Origin of the sequence: Photobacterium sp. 53610 (genome assembly GCF_036409375.1) — a bacterium.
Classification (GTDB): Bacteria; Pseudomonadota; Gammaproteobacteria; order Enterobacterales; family Vibrionaceae; genus Photobacterium.
Genome location: NZ_JAXOFS010000003.1, coordinates 173,202 through 190,454 on the forward strand (window position 1 = coordinate 173,202; position 17,253 = coordinate 190,454).

Annotated in this window: 16 protein-coding genes; 12 read left to right on the forward strand and 4 right to left on the reverse strand. The window is 53.9% G+C overall.

Annotation, left to right across the window (positions count from 1 at the left end; genetic code table 11):
- The first annotated feature begins 164 nt into the window (after positions 1 to 164).
- Both SPK40_RS10695 and SPK40_RS10700 read left to right on the forward strand, forming a co-directional pair.
- The gene (locus tag SPK40_RS10695; RefSeq protein WP_248141448.1) at positions 165 to 611 is read left to right on the forward strand and encodes an Hsp20/alpha crystallin family protein; all 447 of its coding nucleotides are present in this window, start codon (positions 165 to 167) and stop codon (positions 609 to 611) included.
- Positions 612 to 707: 96 nt separating this feature from the next.
- The gene (locus SPK40_RS10700; RefSeq protein WP_248141447.1) at positions 708 to 1,157 is read left to right on the forward strand and encodes a cytochrome C; all 450 of its coding nucleotides are present in this window, start codon (positions 708 to 710) and stop codon (positions 1,155 to 1,157) included.
- 26 nt (positions 1,158 to 1,183) lie between these two features.
- On the opposite strand, the gene SPK40_RS10705 is transcribed toward SPK40_RS10700, so the two are convergent.
- Positions 1,184 to 2,407, reverse strand: a complete 1,224-nt coding sequence (locus SPK40_RS10705; protein WP_330960472.1) for a hypothetical protein — start codon at positions 2,405 to 2,407, stop codon at positions 1,184 to 1,186.
- A gap of 264 nt (positions 2,408 to 2,671) precedes the next feature.
- Between SPK40_RS10705 and SPK40_RS10710 the strand changes: the two genes are divergently transcribed.
- From SPK40_RS10710 to SPK40_RS10720, 3 genes are all read left to right on the forward strand, one after another.
- Complete coding sequence (locus SPK40_RS10710) at positions 2,672 to 3,556, forward strand: mechanosensitive ion channel family protein (RefSeq protein WP_248141721.1); 885 nt, start codon at positions 2,672 to 2,674, stop codon at positions 3,554 to 3,556.
- Between the two features lie 375 nt (positions 3,557 to 3,931).
- Complete coding sequence (locus SPK40_RS10715) at positions 3,932 to 4,507, forward strand: GNAT family N-acetyltransferase (RefSeq protein WP_330960473.1); 576 nt, start codon at positions 3,932 to 3,934, stop codon at positions 4,505 to 4,507.
- A 5-nt stretch (positions 4,508 to 4,512) separates the two neighbouring features.
- A complete protein-coding gene (locus SPK40_RS10720; protein WP_248141720.1) occupies positions 4,513 to 4,920 on the forward strand; it encodes a GFA family protein in 408 nt (135 codons plus the stop codon).
- A gap of 73 nt (positions 4,921 to 4,993) precedes the next feature.
- On the opposite strand, the gene SPK40_RS10725 is transcribed toward SPK40_RS10720, so the two are convergent.
- Positions 4,994 to 7,210: a methyl-accepting chemotaxis protein gene (locus SPK40_RS10725; RefSeq protein ID WP_330960474.1), complete on the reverse strand. Its 2,217-nt coding sequence runs from the start codon at positions 7,208 to 7,210 to the stop codon at positions 4,994 to 4,996.
- Between the two features lie 327 nt (positions 7,211 to 7,537).
- Here SPK40_RS10725 and SPK40_RS10730 point away from each other — a divergent pair, with 327 nt between their 5' ends.
- Positions 7,538 to 7,717, forward strand: a complete 180-nt coding sequence (locus tag SPK40_RS10730; RefSeq protein WP_248141443.1) for a hypothetical protein — start codon at positions 7,538 to 7,540, stop codon at positions 7,715 to 7,717.
- A 43-nt stretch (positions 7,718 to 7,760) separates the two neighbouring features.
- Here SPK40_RS10730 and SPK40_RS10735 read toward each other — a convergent pair whose 3' ends face one another.
- The gene (locus SPK40_RS10735; RefSeq protein ID WP_330960475.1) at positions 7,761 to 8,672 is read right to left on the reverse strand and encodes a D-alanine--D-alanine ligase family protein; all 912 of its coding nucleotides are present in this window, start codon (positions 8,670 to 8,672) and stop codon (positions 7,761 to 7,763) included.
- Positions 8,673 to 8,992: 320 nt separating this feature from the next.
- On the opposite strand from SPK40_RS10735, the gene SPK40_RS10740 reads away from it, so the two are divergent.
- The 6 genes from SPK40_RS10740 (at position 8,993) to gntR (ending at position 15,177) form a co-directional block, all read left to right on the forward strand.
- Entirely contained in the window at positions 8,993 to 10,009 is a 1,017-nt protein-coding gene (locus tag SPK40_RS10740) for a TRAP transporter substrate-binding protein (RefSeq protein WP_248141441.1), read from the forward strand.
- A gap of 96 nt (positions 10,010 to 10,105) precedes the next feature.
- Positions 10,106 to 10,657, forward strand: coding sequence for a TRAP transporter small permease subunit (locus tag SPK40_RS10745; RefSeq protein ID WP_330960476.1), 552 nt, complete (start codon positions 10,106 to 10,108; stop codon positions 10,655 to 10,657).
- Positions 10,650 to 11,972 carry a TRAP transporter large permease gene (locus SPK40_RS10750; RefSeq protein ID WP_330960477.1) on the forward strand — a complete coding sequence of 441 codons (1,323 nt, stop codon included), beginning with the start codon at positions 10,650 to 10,652 and terminating at the stop codon, positions 11,970 to 11,972. The genes SPK40_RS10745 and SPK40_RS10750 overlap by 8 nt, the downstream gene beginning before the upstream one ends.
- A 60-nt stretch (positions 11,973 to 12,032) precedes the next feature.
- Positions 12,033 to 12,539: a gluconokinase gene (locus tag SPK40_RS10755; protein WP_330960478.1), complete on the forward strand. Its 507-nt coding sequence runs from the start codon at positions 12,033 to 12,035 to the stop codon at positions 12,537 to 12,539.
- Between the two features lie 26 nt (positions 12,540 to 12,565).
- Entirely contained in the window at positions 12,566 to 14,053 is a 1,488-nt protein-coding gene (gene gndA, locus SPK40_RS10760) for an NADP-dependent phosphogluconate dehydrogenase (protein WP_330960479.1), read from the forward strand.
- A 122-nt stretch (positions 14,054 to 14,175) separates the two neighbouring features.
- A complete protein-coding gene (gntR, locus tag SPK40_RS10765; protein WP_330960480.1) occupies positions 14,176 to 15,177 on the forward strand; it encodes a gluconate operon transcriptional repressor GntR in 1,002 nt (333 codons plus the stop codon).
- A 151-nt stretch (positions 15,178 to 15,328) separates the two neighbouring features.
- Here the strand turns inward: gntR and SPK40_RS10770 are convergent, their stop codons facing one another.
- A complete protein-coding gene (locus SPK40_RS10770) occupies positions 15,329 to 17,251 on the reverse strand; it encodes a beta-N-acetylhexosaminidase (RefSeq protein ID WP_330960481.1) in 1,923 nt (640 codons plus the stop codon).
- Positions 17,252 to 17,253: the final 2 nt, after the last annotated feature.

Here is a 17,253-nt window from a genome sequence, read left to right on the forward strand (position 1 = left end):
GGAGGATCAGGCCGGTAATTGTCCCAGCCGATTGGCCGTTGATCACTTTTTTTAACCAGAGCTTGATTTGAGTCAAACTCTGGCGACGCTGATTTTCAGTGGCTTACTATACTCAAAACGGATCAACCAAGGGTTGTTGTCAGTATGCGTTAAGGAGAGAGAGCATGAGCACTGAAATGAAAAAAGGTGGTTTTCCTTCTTTATTGGATAATGATTTTGACAGCCTGTTTCAGGGATTCTTCCGCCCTGTTCTGGGAGATGATTTTGCGAAACAGGCCAGCCGGTTGCCTGCCGTCGATATTCATGAAACCAAAGACAACTTTGAGCTGACTGCTGAATTACCCGGATTCAGTAAAGAAGAGATTCAGGTCTCATTCCATCAGGGAAAACTCACCATTGCAGCGGAACATCAGGAAGAGACAGAGCAGAAACAGGAAGGCGAAGCGGTGCTGAAAGAGCGTCGTTATGGCAGCTATGCGCGTACCTTCCAGTTCGGTACAAATGTATCGGAACACGATATCGAAGCGACGTATCAGGATGGGGTACTGCACCTGATTCTGCCGAAAACGGTCGCGAATGTGCCAGAAGTTCGCAAAATTGAAGTTCGCTAATACGCTGATTGTTCTAGTCTGTTCATTGGGTGCGGGTGGAAACCTGCACCCGTTTCAGTCTTGGGGCATCCGCCCTGAATTCGGAGGTGTGGAACAATGAAACCATACACGTTTGCTGTACTTATCAGTGCGTTATCCGGTCTGGCAGGATGCGATAATGCCAATCAGAGTTTTAGTTTGCCTGCCGGGGATGCAGCACAGGGCAAGGCTGTATTTCTGAAGTATCAATGCCTGACTTGTCATAACATGGCCGGTTTTGAAGATGAAGCGGCGAAGTTGACCCGTTCACTGGAAACGCCGGTCGTACTGGGTGGGGAAGTCAGCATGATCAAAACGTATCCGGAACTGGTCACATCGGTCATCAACCCGTCTCACAAACTGGCAGAAGGCTATGATTACCGGGAGATTCAGGTCGACGGCAAATCGGTCATGCCCAGTTTTAACGATGTCATGACGGTTACTGAGCTGGTCAATCTGGTGTATTTCCTAGAGTCCCACTATCAGCTGGAACCTTATCCTCGGACCGATTATATCAGCCCGCACTAAGTCGTTCGTGAGGGTTCAGTTTCCGGTCAGACGCTTTCTGCCGGAACGGCAAATATCACCACCAAAGCCAGGATGAACCCCAATCCGGTAAAGGCTGTGCGTAACAGCCTGCGCCGGGTGGTGTGACGGATCTGGCCTGCCAGTTGCCAGGCGGTCAGGCATTGGCTCAGGTAGTACAGAGCAAACGCTCTCGAAGCCAGCGCAATAATGGCAAACAGGTTGATACTCCAGATCAGAGCAATCGCAATCGAAATGGCAATGACATAACCTGCCTGTTCACCGCGGGGGCGGCGAAGTGCTTCCCGAAACAGTCCGCCGAATCCGGCCGTATCGGCAACGGCTGCGCTGAACTGGCTCATCACGGCTGCGATTGTCAGCAGAACCGGCAGGATCAGGCTGACATGCTGACTCATGGTGATAATCGCGGTTTCTGATGGCGGCCTGCCGCCGTCAGGTAGTAACGGATGGGAGAGCCAGACAAACACCACATAGATCGCGCCGGACAACCATTGGGCATGTTTCATGGTCTGAATCCGGTGTTCGGGGGAGTAGGCACTGCCCAGATAGCGTGACGTTTCAAAGCCTTGCACAACCAGCAGCATGCCTGCCAGTATCCGTAGCGTATGTATCGGCGCTTCAATGGCGCCGGACGGCAGGGTGAAAATGGCTGCGGGCTGTTGCCATTGATATCCCGCCAGCCCGATCAGCAGGCCTGCAATGATACTCAGCTTCACACTGACCGCGATTTCTTCGGCAAACTCCATTCCCCTCAGTCCGTGGATCAGTCCGGTCAGACCGATGCCCAGCAGGCAGAGGGTAGCCAGCCCGTCGGCCAGATAACCCTGGGTCTCCAATCCGAAGGCGTGCATGACAAATGAAGCTAACAGGCGAATATAAAAGGCAATTGAGATCAAATAAGCCAGTGACAGCGCCAGTTTGCTGGCGTGTTCCAGCCATTGAATCTGAAAAGATGTTTTTGGTTCAGCCGTGCTGAGAGACCGGATGTTGAAGCGAATCACCCAGCCAATGCCGTAGGCCAGCAGCACAATTCCCAGCATGGCTACAATGCTCCAGTCACCGACGGCATAGCTCAGTAACGGGGCGACAACCAGAAAGCCGCTGCCGATAATCGAGGCCAGAGGCGTGAGGGTGGCCCGCCACGTATCGCTGCCGCGCAAACCCGGCCGGAACAGCCAGAACAGGACGCCGGCCATGCTGATCAGGATGGTACTGTTCAGAAAGAAAGCCACGCACTATGCCTTGGTTGAAGGGTTGAAATTCAGTGCGGCTGTGAGCCGGATGTTGTGTTTGAGTATAGTGTTCCATGGTCCGGAATTTGAGCCGATACGGAGATTTAGGCGGCGATACCTCATCCCGGGATGGATCTGCTTTACATTTGCGCGGTGATTGGGGGAGACTGCCTGTTGATAATTCTATGGTCAAAGTAGTAACTGTCTCTGACAGCGTGCGGGCTGTGCTGAACAGGATGAGAACAAAGAATGTGGGATCCCTTTCTGGAAAAAACTGAACTGGTCGTGACCTATTTACTGACGCACAAACTTTTGCTGAGTGCCTGTATTGTTGTGATTGCTATTCTGATCCGTCGGGTGGCGATTACGCGGATTCGGGGGGAAGCCAGCTTTCTCAGCGAAGAACAGCGAAAATGGATTTCAAGGACCAAGAACGGCGCATTTACGCTGATTATGCTGACGCTGTTTCTGCTGTGGGAGTCGGAAATCAGTAAATTTGCGCTGTCACTGACAGCGATAGCGGTCGCGCTGGTGGTTGCTTCCAAAGAAATTATTCTCTGTATGACCGGCTCACTCCAGCGTGCAAGTTCGCGGTCATTCAGAATCGGAGACTGGATTGAGGTCGGCCCGGTATGCGGCGAGGTGATTGAGCATAACCTGATGGCGACTGTGATTCAGGAAATAGCCTTACAGCAAGGCCAGTATCACTACACAGGTAAAACGACCACATTGCCGAACAGTATGTTTTTTACCGTGGCAGTGAAAAACCTGAACTTCATGAAGCGTTATGTGTACCACGGCTTCACCATCACCGTGAAAGAAACCGTTAATCTGTATCCCATGGTGCCGGTCATGCTGGGGAAAATAAACCTGCATATTGCCGACTTTATTGATGTTGCCCAACGGTATAATCATATGGTTGAGCGGCATGCCGGCGTTGATCTGCCCGGCGCCGATCCGCACGTGTATATCACGACAACGCCGACCGGGGAGCAGCAGGTCCATTTCAAACTCTTCTGTCCTACGGTTCTTGCCGCTGAGCTGGAGGCGAAAATCCGGGAAGATTTCATGACACTTTACTGTGATCAATATTTGCCCCGCACCTTGCAGCCGCTGCCCCAGGCGGAGGAAGAACAGCTTATCGTCTAGCAAAAAAGCAGCGTCTTCGGACGCTGCTTTGCTTTTGCACAAACACAACATGTTCCGCTGTCTGTGTTTCCTTACAATCAAAGACAGCTTTCCCCCTGAAGTTTCTCTTGCGAAGACAACACGCGAGAACAACACGGTTTGGTGAGTGAAGCACCACTCAGATTAAGGCAATTCCGGTGCCAATTTCTATGACTGAGGAAACGGACTGATTTCAAAGCAAAATGACGGAGCGTGCCGTTTTCAGCAGGCCAGTTTTTGCGATCCGTTTCCGGTTCGCGTTTCAAAATGCAGCAACCGTGAAGAGTATTTGCATTTTGATAAAGTTCTCGGCATTGTGCTATCAGATGAATAGGCTTTTCAAGGAAGGATAGCGATATGTTTAGCCAGACCGTAGATCAGGATATTCAGCTGGCGTTGGTTCAGCCTTCTTTTGCCCCCCGCTATGTGGAACTCGTGAACGCGCATTTCGATTATCTGTCTCAATGGCTGGCATGGCCGCCGCATTGCAACACAGAATCGGATTTTCTGAACTTTATCCGTCGTTCACTTCAGGATTATGCCGAAGGCAAATCGATGGTCTGTGCCATTTTCTATCAGGGGATCCACGTCGGGAACTGTAGCTTTAACAGCATTAACCACAATCTGAAAACCGTTGATATCGGCTATTGGCTGGCTGCCGATTATCAGGGAAAAGGAATTATCACCCGGGTGTGCAGTCATCTGATTCGTATCGCTTTTGAGCAGCTGGAGATGGAAAAGGTCGTGATTGCTGCGGCGGTTGAGAATCTGGCCAGCCGGTTGGTTGCGGAACGGTTGGGAATGACACTGGAAAGCGTGATTTCCCGAAACGAAAATCTCAATGGCCGCATTCTGAGTCATGCAATTTATGCACTGCATCGGCAGCCTGTGAATACTGAATTCCAATCAAAACTTGTTCAGGAGAGAACATGAGTCAAATTACATATCCAATCCGCGGTGCCTGCCAGTGTGGCGGCGTGACTTATCAGCTGCTGGCTCCGCCGAAAATGGTGGTGGCCTGCCACTGTAAGGAATGCCAGAAACTGTCGACCAGCGCGTTCAGCATCACGGCAATGGTCGATGCAAACGATCTGATCTTTGAAGGGGAAATGAAAGACTGGTCGCGTCCGGCTGACAGCGGCAACATCAGTGCAGCCAAACTCTGTCCGACCTGCGGGAACCGGATTTATCACTATGACCCGAATCATCCGCAAGCCATTAAGCTGAAGCCGAGTAATCTGGAAGATACCCGGATCATTGAGCCGACCATCCATGTCTGGACCAGTGAAAAACAGAGCTGGTATCAGATCCCGGAAGGGGTGAAACAGGTGGAAAGACAGCCTTAATCTGATGCGTTGATCCAAAAGCCATCCTGACCCGGATGGCTTTTTTGTTTCCGGTACGCCGCCGTCCGGCAGCTTAGACCTTAAAGTGGCTGGTGATTTGTTCCAGCTGAGCAGACAGGGTGGACAGCTCTTCGCTGCTGGCAGAAATCTGTTCCACTGCGCTGCTGGTATCCCGGGACATCATATTGATCGTATTGATGTTATTGTTGATTTCCTCGGCGACCGCCGACTGCTGCTCAGAGGCGGCGGCGATCTGGCTGGTCATGGCTGCAATATGTTCGACCGATGCCACTACCTGTTGCAGGCCCTGGGTTGCCGCAATCGACTGTTCGGAGACCCGGCCGGTATGGTTGATACTCTGGGTCATCACATCGCTGACATCACGGCCATGGCTGAGCAGGGTCTCCAGCATGGCTGCGGTGTCATTGGTGGCTTCCTGAGTGTGCTGGGCCAGATCACGTACTTCTTCTGCCACCACAGCAAAACCACGGCCGTGATCGCCGGCCCGGGCGGCTTCAATGGCTGCGTTGAGGGCCAGCAGGTTGGTCTGCTCTGCAATGCCGCGGATGGTTTCCAGCACTTTGGTGATGTCATCGGAGCTTTTTCTCAGCAGGCTGAGTTTGTGGTTGGCTTCCTGCATATCGACCGACATCTGACTGAGGCTGTCTGAACTTTGCTGCAGCAGGTGGGAGCAATCGTTGACCCGGTCCTGTGCTTCGTTCCCGGCGCTGGCAACAGAAGCAATATTTCCTGAAATGTCTTTGGCGGTCGCGCTCATTTCATCAATGGCGACGGCCAGATGTGCTGTTTCCTGCTCTTGCTGAGAGACGGCCTGAGCGGTTTCTACAGCACTGGCAGCCAGGGCTTCAGCTTCGTTGCGCTGCTGGCGGGCGGCGGTCTTGAGCTGATTGATGATATTGCTGAGGTTTGCGGTCATGGCCTTCATCGATGCATACACACCAGTGGTCTGACCGCTGTCTTTCAGGCTGGCACGCAAATCCCCCTCGGCGATCGCGCTGGCGATTTGTTCCATGTGCTCGGGTTCACCACCGATAGGCCGGGTAATATTCCGGCTGACCAATAAGGCCGCCGGGATGATCAGTGCAACGACCACCAGAATGATCGTCAGTCCGCTGATTTTGAGGCGAGAAATGGCCGACAGGGCTTCCGCGTGATCGATCTCTGCGACGATCACCCAGCTGGTTGTTCCGAGTGCAATGGGGGCAAAGGCAGAAAGTACGGTGTTCCCTTTATAATCAGTGATTTCTGCAATGCCTGTTTCACCTGCCAGCGCCCGCTGAACGGCCGGGGTATCGATTTTCCCTTGGTCCGGATGGCGGAATGATGCGGCGACCGAGTGGTGAACCGGGTCAATAAATGAGTTGGAGCGCATCAGCTTATCCGGGCCGACCAGATAGGTTTCGCCGCTTTGTCCCAGTCCGGCTCTGACCCCCATGATGGCTGTCAGGCGATCGATCGGAAACTGGAATACCAGAACCCCGGACAGGGTATTTTGATCATAAACCGGTGCCGCGATGAAACCGGCCGGAGACTGATAAGACGGCAGGTAGAGATTGAAATCGATCAGCGCACTCTGTCCCTGCGGCAGGCGGAGTCCGGCCTGATAGGCTTCCTTGAGCAAACTGTTGCGGAAAGGCCCGTCACGCAGCGAGGTGGCAAAATCCACTTCTTTGTAAACGCTGTAGAGTACCTGACCGGATTTGGCATCGATCAGGAACAGATCGTAAAAGCCCGATTTATCGATCAGAGTGCGGAAAAAGGGATGATAGCTGGCATGCGCCTGATCATAAGGGGTATTACCGGCACTGAGCAGATTCTGTTTTTCTCCCAGGCCGTACGGGCTGCTCGTAATATAGGCTGACTGCAGTGTCAGCGCCACGGGTGACAGCTGGCTGACCAGCGATGTTGCCGTGATGTTCTGTTCCGGCGCATTGGCTTTCAGACGCGGCATGAATTGCTGAGCATAAAACTGGGTGACCTGCGATCTGAGGTTGTCTGCCGTGACAGGCAGATCGGCGACGCCCTGACGAAACGCGCGGAGTGCACTGACAGTCATCGGGTTCACCGCTTCGAGTGTAATTTGCTGGGTCAGCGTATTGAAATATCTTTCAATCGCATCCTGTTTTACTTCGCGCAGGGACTCCAGCTGGTTATAGGCTTGCTGTTCCAGTGACTGACTGGCCTGATACATTGTGAGCAAAGAGATCGCTGCCGCGGGCAGCAGGCCAGCCAACAACAGACAGCTCATGATCTTATGTTGCAGTTTCATAACTCCCCCAGGATCCTACCCACAGATACAGTCGAACTTAGTTCAGCTTTCGAGTTGCGACGAATCATTCAGCACAGCTGCAATGCACATTCATTGGTTTTTGTGATACCTGTCAATGGACCTATAAGTGACTGATATTGATTGATTTAACAATAATGTTTTTTAAAGCAGGTGCTGAAGATTCCTTTTTTGAACTTATTGATTGTTTTAGAAGGAAATATTGATCAACCCCGGGATAAAGTTGATCCGCCGGGTTTTCTGTTCTGCAGGAAAGTGTCGCATAAACAAAGGGATGCCTGTTTTTACGGTGTGAGGAGGTAATCGCCCATGGCAAAAGAGACGCGGCTGAGTGCAGAAGACAAACAAAATCTGGTCAATGAGCTGAAGCAGTTGATCGCCACCCGAATGGGAAAAGCGGTCAATGTAACTCGTCAGCGGGATGATGAGGCCGGGCTGGTGGTAGAATTTACGGTTGAAGGCCAGCGGTTTGCGGAAGTAACGATCTAAGCCTGAGCAGCCCGGCACATGACCTGCTGCCGGGCGTATTCATTCAGACCGGATCAAAACTGGCGAGTGCCAGGATCTGCTCGATCGTCTGTGTAAAGTCCAGTCCGGTTTCCCGGGTTGCCATCGGGAAAACACTGCGTGGGGTCATACCCGGTGAAGTGTTCATTTCAATCGGATAGATATTGCCGTCATCTCCCAGGATCACATCCAGTCTTCCCCAGCCACGACACCCCAGCGCATGAAAAGCGCGAATTGCCAGTTGCTGAATGGTTAGTTCGGATTCCGGGGGAAGATCGCTGGGGCAGTGGTAGCTGGCTGTCTGTGCGCCAAATTTTGCACTCCAGTCAAAAAAGGTATCGGAGCAGATTTGTACGACTGGCAAGGCTTGCTCGCCCAGGATGCCACAGGTGTATTCCCGCCCGCTGATGAAGCTTTCCAGCAGAATATCATCGTCATAGTCGAAGGCTTGCCGGATGGCGGTTGGCAGTTCGTCCGGGGATTCAACTTTATTGACGCCGATACTACATCCCTGTGAGCTGGGTTTGACGACCAGCGGATAACCCAGAGATTCGGCGGCAGCGATGATTTCTTTCATCGGCTGATGGCGATGCACGCCATACCACTTGGTATAGTGGAACCCCTGCTGAGCCAGGATCTGCCGGGTGCGTAGTTTGTTCAGGCACAGGGCGGACGAGGCCAGCCCGCTGCCGGTATATGGAATTTTCAGCCAGTCCAGCAACCCCTGAACATGGCCGCTTTCGCCCAGACTGCCATGAAGCGCGATGAAAACTTTGTCAACAGATGATAACGCGTCCAGCGTTTTATATAGTTCGTTCGGATCGATAGTAACCACGTCATGACCCAGTTCAGCAATGGCATCGCTTACGGCTTGTCCCGACCGTAGTGACACACTGCGTTCACTGGATTCCCCTCCCATGAGTACACCTACACGCATAAACAACTCCCTCCATAGGTTCACGTGCACATATACTAATGCAATGCGAGGCATCGCACAAAGTTATTGATTTATATGGTAATAGTGAAACATGACATTTGTTCAATGAATTCTTTTTCATCAAATTCATTGCTTTGCAGGCATATATGAAAAAGGTTTTATATTTACGGTGCATGTGTTTTTCGTGGCATTGTTGTGATGCTCTTCAAAGACTATGACGCTTTAACTCTGTTAGCATGCGTTACAAAGTTACCGGTAACATAACAACAAAACATCCGGACAATTGACGACGTGACCTAAAAACAAAAGGACAGTACCCAATGAAAAAGTTGACCTGCACCCTGATTGCCGCTTCTCTGGCCAGCAGCTTTACGGCTTCAGCCATGGCCGCTGAATACACCTTCAAATTCCAGTCTTCGGATCCGTCCGGCGACAAGAACTATCAGGTTCAGCAAGCCTGGGCTGAGCGAGTTGAGACCATGTCCGGCGGCCGGATTGATATCGACCTGCTGCCGGTCGGCAGTGTGGTAAAACACACGGAAACGCTGGGTGCGATCAAAATGGGTATCCTGGATGGCCAGATCACGGCAACAAGCTACTTTTCCGGCAAGGATCCAGCTTTTGGCCTGATCGGGAACATGGTCGGTGCCTGGTCTGATACCACGCAGCTGTTGCAATACATCAACTATGGCGGCGGTTATGAGCTGATGACGGAACTTTATGCTCCGTATGGCGTGAAGTTTATTGGCGGTTCGACGACAGGTGTGGAGTCGTTTGTCTCGAAAGTTCCTGTGGATGGCGTCGCGGATCTGAAAGGTCTGAAGCTGCGTGCACCGGAAGGTCTGGTCCAGCAGGTTTTTGCGGCTGCGGGCGCAGCACCGGTCAATCTGCCGGGCTCTGAAGTGTTTACCGGCCTGAGCAAAGGCGTCATCGATGCGGCAGACTACACGGTCTTTTCGACCAACCAGAAAGCGGGAATGAACGATGTGGCGACGCATCCGGTCCAGCCCGGTTTTCACTCTCTACCGCTGATCGATATTTCGATGAGTCAGAAAAAGTGGGACAAACTGCCGGCAGATCTGCAAGAAATTCTGACCACTTCGGTGCGTGATTTTGCGTATGACATGACGACCCAGCTGAAAATTGCCGATCAGCAAGCGGTGAAGGAAGCGCAGGCCAACCCGAAGATCACGATTCACAATTGGTCTGACGAAGAACGGAAGAAGTTCCGTGAAATTGCACGTGAGCAGTGGAAAGTCTTCGCGAAAAAATCACCAAATGCAGAAAAGGTGTATGAATCTGTAACGAAATTCCTCGAAGATAACGCCTTGTTGTAATTTTCCGTATCTCCGTCAGAAACCTCTGACATCCCCTGATGAGGGCTGCTGACAGCCCTCTGTTTCTGATATCGCAAGTGTTGTGAGCTGTCTGCCATGAATACCAACCCAACGCCCGCCGGTCAGGACGCTGAGAAGCCGAGAAACTGCCTTGATGCGGCGATCGTGAAAATCGGCAATCTGCTGAGCCTGCTGTTCATCTTTACGGTGATCATCTCTTTTTACGAAGTGCTGATGCGCTACGTCTTTGACGCCCCCACAATCTGGGTGCATGAAACGGCGTCCTTCATCGGTGGTTCCCTGTTCATTGTTGGCGGTCTCTATGCGCTGGCGACCGACAAGCATGTGCGTGTCGTCCTGCTCTACGATATGGTCTCGCCGCGTACCCGTCAGTACCTGAATGTGTTTCATCACATTATGGGACTGCTGTTTTCAGTGCTCATGGCCTGGGCATCTTACACCATGGCACAGGAGGCCTGGCTGACGCCCTGGGGGGAGTTGCGGCTGGAAACGTCAGGCTCCGCCTGGAACCCGCCATTCCCTGCATTACTGAAAGGGATCATTTTTGTCTGCCTGTGCGTATTGTCCGTACAGTTTCTGCTGCACCTGATTGCCGAAATCCGTGGCCTGAGGAAAAAAGATGTTTGAGTTATCGTCAATGGGGATCGGCTACGGCAGCCTGCTGATGCTGGGGCTGATGATTGCCCTGCTGCTGACCGGGATGCAACTGGCTTTTGTGACGGGTCTGGTTGCACTGATCTTTACTTTAGGGTGGTTCGGACCCGACGCAATGCCGCTGGTCACCAGCCGGATGTATTCCTTTGTCGACGGCTATATTTTCCTGGCCGTGCCTATGTTTGTCCTGATGGCAGCACTGCTGGATCGTTCCGGGATTGCCCGCGATCTCTTTGATGCCATGAAATCGGTAGGCCGCCGGGTCCGCGGCGGCGTCGCGGTGCAGACCCTGCTGGTGGCTGTAGTACTGGCGTCGATGTCCGGCGTGATCGGCGGTGAAACCGTGCTGCTGGGCATTCTGGCGTTGCCGCAGATGCTGCGACTGGGCTATGACCGTCGTCTGGCAATTGGCACGACCTGTGCCGGTGGAGCCCTGGGCACCATGTTGCCTCCGAGTATTGTGCTGATTATTTACGGCCTGACTGCCAGCGTATCGATTGGAGATCTGTTCAAGGCTGCCTTCCTGCCGGCCCTGATGCTGGCCTTGATGTATATCGGGTATGTGCTGGTCCGCTGCAAGATGAATCCGGCACTAGCACCGCTGCCAACGGAAGAAGAGCTGGCTGAAGATGCAGCCCGTGAAACCAGTTACTTCAAGGCTCTGTTTTTCCCGTTGCTGTCTGTGGGAGTTGTACTGGGCAGTATCTATACCGGTGTGGCTTCGGTGACTGAAGCTTCGGCGCTGGGTGTGGTGGGGATTATGCTCAGCGCACTAATCCGCGGGGAAATGAACTGGAGCATGCTGAAAGACAGCGCCATCGCGACCATGCGTACCTGCGGCATGATTATGTGGATCGGTATCGGTGCCAGCGCGCTGGTGGGTGTGTACAACCTGATGGGCGGCATTGATTTCGTTGAAGAAACCATTCTGGCCTTCAGTGGCGGCAGCCCGACGATGACCTTGCTGATCATGATGGTGATCCTGCTGGTGCTGGGGATGTTCCTGGACTGGGTCGGCGTTGCACTGCTGACCATGCCAATCTTTGTCCCGATTATCACCGGTCTGGGCATGGATCCGATTTGGTTCGGCGTTGTCTTCTGCCTCAACATGCAGGTTTCTTTCCTGTCTCCGCCTTTTGGTCCGGCTGCCTTCTACCTGAAATCCGTGGCACCGAAAGAGATCAGTCTGGGCGAAATCTTCCGTTCACTGCTGCCGTTTATCGGTTTGCAGCTGGTCGCGCTGACCCTGGTGATTGTCTTTCCGCAGCTGGCGCTGTGGTGGCGGTGAGCAAATAACAAGAACAACAGAACTGTTGCCCTGCGACATCGCAGGGCAGGGATAAAGTCGATGAAACCAAGAAAAATTATTGTGATGGGGGTTTCCGGTTGCGGCAAAAGCTCAATCGGCAGTCATCTGGCCCGGGCACTGGGGATGAATTTCTTTGACGGCGATGACTTTCATCCGCCGGAGAACGTGCAAAAGATGAGTGAAGGGATTCCGCTGACGGATGAAGACCGGGCTGAGTGGCTGGCGCGTCTGAATCAGCTGCTGCGGGATGAACCCCATGCGGTGCTGGCCTGTTCTGCGCTGAAACCTGAATACCGGGCACAGTTGCGTACTGGTGTTGAACCGCTGCTCCTGGTTTATCTGCAGGGGGATTTCGACACGATCTGGCAGCGACATCAGCAGCGTGCTGATCATTACTTCAATGGGCGTGCGATGCTCGAAAGTCAGTTTGAAACTCTGGTTGAACCTGCACAGGACGAGGCGATCTTCATCGATATACGTCAGCCGCAGGACGCGGTGCTGGATGACATTCTCAACCGGCTGCCGCAAACCGGCTCACTCACTTAATTACCATTTGCTGTAAGGGAACGAGGATGACATCGACTCCGTGCAATATTGCGATGATTGGCTTAGGCGTGATGGGGCGCAATCTGGCACTGAATCTGCTCGAACATGGGTTTTCAGTCGCCGGTTATGACTTACAGGCGGATCTGACGACGCAGGCCGGGGCAGAAGCTGCAGCGCTTGGCAAAGCCGCTTTTGTTGCCTGTGATTCACTGGCGCAGGTGCTGGCAAATCTTCAGACGCCGCGCGTGATTGCGCTGTCCGTACCGGCCGGGCCAGCTGTCGATGCGGTGATTTCAGCTTTGCTGGACGCCGGTCTGGCGCTGCAGGATACGGTGATTGATACCGGAAACAGTTTGTGGACGGACACCATCGCCCGCGATAAAGCATACCAGAGCAAATTACAGTTTTTCAGTACGGCAGTGTCCGGCGGCGAAGTGGGAGCCAGGCACGGTCCGTCCCTGATGGCCAGTGGCAGTGCCGATGCCTGGCGTCAGGTCGGCCCGATGTGGAAGGCGATTGCGGCGCAGGTCGACGTTGCCGGTATGCCGCTGCCGCCGCTGAGTCAGGGAGAAGCCTGCGCGGCGTATCTCGGACCGGACGGTGCCGGTCATTATGTGAAAATGGTGCATAACGGCATTGAATATGCTGACATGCAGTTGATCTGCGAGGTTTATCAGTTCCTCAGACAGCAACTGAAGATGTCAGCGCCGGAAATCGGCCAGATCTTTGCCCAGTGGAATCAGGGGGTTCTCAACAGCTACCTGATGGAAATCAGTGCGGATATTTTGCAGCAGGCAGATCCGCAGACCGGTCGGCCGCTGGTGGAGATGATTCTGGATAAAGCGGGTCAGAAAGGCACCGGACTGTGGACGGCAGTGAACAGTCTGGAAGTGGGCAGTCCAGCGCCGACCATTGCACAGGCCGTGTTTGCACGGGCGATGAGCGGCATGAAAACTCAGCGCCTGCAGGCAGAAAAGACACTGATGCTTGTGACCGATGACAGTTTGCAGATGTCTCAGGATGACATCATCGCGCAACTGCATGATGCGCTGTATTGCGCCAAGCTGTGTACTTATGCGCAGGGCTTTGCCCTGATGAAGGCCACGGCTTCGGAGCAGAGCTGGGCACTTGATTATGCCGAAATTGCACTAATCTGGCGGGCGGGCTGTATTATCCGGGCGATTTTCCTGCAGGATATCAGCCGTGCATTTGAACAGCAGCCGGATTTGGACAATCTCCTGCTGGCCGATCATTTTCGCCAGGCTTTGACTGAACGGCAGCTCAACTGGCGCAAAGCCGTTGCGAATGCCAGCCTGACCGGCATTGCCATGCCGGGGCTGAGTTCAGCTTTGCACTACTTTGACGGACTTCGCACCGGCGAGTCGTCTGCCAGCCTGTTACAGGCTCAGCGCGACTATTTCGGGGCACATAGCTATGCCCGGACGGATCAGCCAGAGGCAAGTAAATTTCATCTGACCTGGAGCCAGTCTCCCCGTCATCAGGTTCAAGTCTGACCCGACAGGCCCTTTCCGAAGGGCCTGTTTTGTTTTTGCGCCAGATTCCAATTCCAGCCGCATCCTTGTGATAATCTTGGGGCTGTTTCAGTCCACTCTGTTTGATGAAAGATACAACCCGAATGACAACCAAGAACAAACGTCCGACCCTGCAGGATGTCGCGAATCTGGTCGGTGTGACCAAGATGACGGTCAGCCGTTATCTGCGGGATCCGAATCAGGTGTCTGCTGCGCTGCAGACCAAAATTGCTGCGGCGGTGGAACAGCTGGGTTATATCCCCAACCGTGCGCCCGATATCCTTTCAAATGCCAAAAGTTACGCGATTGGGGTCTTGGTGCCTTCGCTGACCAACCAGGTGTTTGCCGAAGTGATCCGGGGCATTGAAAAGGTGACCGGTCCGGCAGGTTATCAGACCATGCTGGCTCACTACGGCTACAGCGCTGAAGTGGAAGAGAAGAACATCGCTTCACTGCTTTCTTATAACGTTGACGCGATCATTTTGTCCGAAAGCGTTCATACTGAACGGGCACGGAAAATGCTGGATACGGCCGGGATCCCTGTGGTGGAAATCATGGACTCAGTCTCTCCGGCCATTGCACAGGCCGTGGGGTTTGATAATCAGGCGGCTGCTGAAGCCATGACGGAGCAGATGATCACCCGTGGCCGCCGCAACGTGGTGTACTTTGCGGCCCGGATGGACGCCCGGACTCATCTGCGTTACCTCGGGTATGAACAGGCGATGCGCGCGCACGACCTGACGCCAAGAAGTCTTCAGACAGAAGCTGCGTCTTCGTTCACACTGGGCGCGGCATTATTGCGTCAGACGCTCAAAGCGTATCCGGATACAGATGGCATTTTCTGTACCAATGACGATTTGGCGATTGGTGCGATTTATGAGTGTCAGCGACTGGGGATCCCGGTGCCGGAACAAATTGCGGTGGCCGGTTTTCATGGTCACGATATCAGTCAGGTGATGGTACCGCGGCTGGCGACTGTGGTGACTCCCCGTGAACAGATTGGTGAAGTTGCCGCAGCGCAGATCTTGCAGCGTTTGCGCGGGGAACCGGCGACAGAGAAGGTGATTACGCTGGATGTGAAAATTGAGCTTGGTGAGAGCATCTGACGGCCGGGCAAAAAAAGCGGGGGCTGATGCCCCCGAATATGTTGCCAACACAACCTTCAAGGATGCAAATGACACTTCACGACACATGTGAGAACCCGGCCACCGACTGCCCGTGTCTGTACACGGTTTGGCCCCAGGGTTCCCGGCATGTTTATGCACAGGGACGGTAGTTCACGCCCATCCGGTCTAAATAGCGGAGCTGGCCGTTCAGGCGGGCTTTGAAATCCTCCCAGTCGCGTTGTTCCGGCGGACACCAGCAGACTTCACTGATGGCCAGCAGGCGCGGAAACAGCAGGTAGTCAAAACGGGACTGACTGAACACATGCTCGCACCACAGGGCGCACTGAATACCGAGGATCTGATCCAGTCTCGGATCTGTCGGGGCCAGTTCGGCCAGCGGACGATAGCTGTAGACGGTTTCCAGCGGCAGAAAACCGGCCCAGTTGGCCCCGGCTTCTTCGGCTGAATAACCCTGAGCGAGATCCAGATAGGTGTACTGGGCCGGTTGCATGATCACTTCATAGCCATTGCCCGCACATGTCAGACCCGCGTCCTCGTTGATCCAGGGCAGGACAATCGTGTGTTTGCTGACCTTGTCTCCCTTGACCACTTCCTGCCAGCCCAGCATACGCTTGCCTTTCTGTGCCAGATACTCTTCGACAAAGCGCAGGATATGGCCCTGTAATTCGAATGGATCTTCATAACCCTGCTGATCCATGAGTGCCCGGCAGGCCGGACTGTCGGTCCACACCCCGTTGGGAACTTCGTCCGCGCCCACATGCAGGTAAGGCGCCGGGAAGAGTTCGCAGACTTCATCCAGCACCGTGGTCAGGAAGGTGTAGGTGCCGGGCAGGGCCGGAGACAGAACGTTGTCCGGGTAATTCTGAATACTGCGGTATTTCGACCGATCTGCGGGATCAATCAGCAAGTCTGGCAGCGACTTGATGGCCGCACGGCAGTGACCGGGAATATCGATCTCCGGGATCACCTGAATGCCCCGTTCAGCCGCGTAAGCCACGATTTCACGGATGTCCTGCTTGGTGTAGAAACCGCCGTAGCGGCGATCCACGGTCGAGAACTGCGGTGCCAGCACTTCTTGAGGGCCGCGCCAGGCTCCGATTTCTGTCAGGGCCGGGTAGGCATCAATTTCAATCCGCCATCCTTCGTCATCGGTCAGATGCCAGTGGAAGGTGTTGAATTTATAGCGGGCCAGCTGATCAAGCAGCCGTTTGATCCGGGCGACAGAATGGAAATGACGGGCACAGTCGAGCATCATGCCCCGGTGACCGTAATGCGGCTGGTCGTGAATCTCCACCATCGGAATGCTCAGCAGACTTTCGATCTGATGCAGCGGCTGAGTCGGCAGCAGCTGTAACAGACTGGCGGTTGCATGGCTGAATCCTGCGGCTGAGCTGGCTTCCAGCCAGATGTGGTCACTCTCGACCAGCAGATGGTAGGCGCCTTCTGCCATGTCCGGCTTGTGCTGATAATGAATCTGGCCGTCGGTTTGGACTGCCAGCGGCGTGTCCAGCCATTGCGCCAGTTCCTGCTGCAGCCAGTTAACACTGCCCCGGGCTGCCGCCGGTATTTCTGCCAGCGCTGTATCCCGCAGGAACAAGAACTCACCCGGCAGGCTGTGCAAACGGGCGGGGGCCGGGATCAGATTGATGGCTCTGGCCTCCGGCAAATCAATCCTCAGTCTTTCCTGCGATGGCCGGCGAAGGTCCAGCGGCGTGACATCGACAGGGAAAGCCTGGTCGTGCTGGCTGGCATAAAGACAGGCTTCTGTCACGCCATCGCTGTGCAGCGTCAGCGGCGGTGTCCTGATGGTAAATTCAGTATAAAAATGGCTGTTGGCTAACAGGGCTTCATCACCTGAAGCGGACAGCGTACAGAAACTGCCCAGTTGCTTCAGCTGACCATGACTGACAGACGCAGGTTCGATCCAGCGGCTGAGGATAAAGTCCAGCGACCAGGCACTCAAAGCATATTCCCCGAGGTTGTGCAGGGTCAGCGCAAAACGGGATTCAGTATCAGTCTGATGGATCACGGTTAAATCAAGGCGATAGCTCATGA